General features: G+C 40.7%; 1 protein-coding gene. It reads right to left on the bottom strand.

The genetic code is table 11. The annotated features are described in order from the left end of the window. A partial coding sequence (locus ACS8YF_RS19605; RefSeq protein ID WP_440851773.1) for an ISAs1-like element ISEc1 family transposase occupies positions 1–999 on the bottom strand: 999 nt, incomplete at its 3' end. Between the last annotated feature and the right edge of the window lie 46 nt (positions 1000–1045).

Here is a 1045-nt window from a genome sequence, read left to right as displayed (position 1 = left end):
AAATAATTCTGCTGCATTTCCTCTTCTTATTTTGCAGTCGTGTTCATTCATTACCACGTCCAGACGCCAGTGCAGCTTATTCTCCACGTGCCAGTGATTTCGGATCGCTGTGGCGAATTTCTCAGCGGTAAAATCAGCAGAACTGATATAATATCTGACCGTCATTTCTGGCTCTTTCTTTTGTTCTGCTATTATTGACCGAAAGGAGACTGCCACGCATAATTTCTTCAGCCCTTTCCATTCAAACGTGAAATCAATAAGTTCATCAGGGACATCGCAAACAATGTGAAGACGGATTTCTTCTCTGCCGTGACTCTTTTCACTGATTGCGTAACTGTCATGCTCTGGATTATTTAATTCTTTCAGCGGAAATTTTTCCTCAAAGGCTTTATTTAGCCGCCCCTGGGTTCCTTTTACCGCGAATAAATAATCACCTCCCTGTTTTTGTATCTTCTCTGCAATATCTTTCTGGCAACCCATCGCATCAGTTGTGATGATTTTTCCTTTAATATCCAGCATGTTAAGAAGTTCAGGGATAGCTGTAATCTCATTGGATTTCTCATCCGTCCTGATCTGTCCGATGACCAGACTGTGCATTGTTGAGAACGCACTAATGACATGAATCGCTCCCCTGCGGCGACTCTTGTCATAAGAGTGCCGGAGCGTTTTTCCATCAATTGCAATGACGTCTTTATCATCTGAAGAATGGCAGTCACGCATCCAGTTAATAAAGCACTCGTGAAATTTTGCAGGACTGATACAGGATACAACTCTGGCAATGGTATCGTGAACAGGAATACCATTTTCAAAATCACCATATTGCTTCAAAAAATCGAGATGTGTTTCCCCAAAATCCTCTATATCTTCCCAGCCTTCTGCACCAGAAATAACGGCACAAATAGTCAACAGTAGAATATCTGACAATTTATGTTCCACTTTCCAGGCTTGTCTGTAATCGGGGATAATAGAAATATGTTCCATCAATTTTTTAAGTTCCATTTTGTTCTCCTTAATTATGTAAGGAGTATTTGATCATGTATAAGCA

This window comes from Salinisphaera sp. SWV1 (assembly GCF_052044155.1).
GTDB lineage: Bacteria > Pseudomonadota > Gammaproteobacteria > Nevskiales > Salinisphaeraceae > Salinisphaera.
This window is presented reverse-complemented; position numbering and strand designations above follow the sequence as displayed.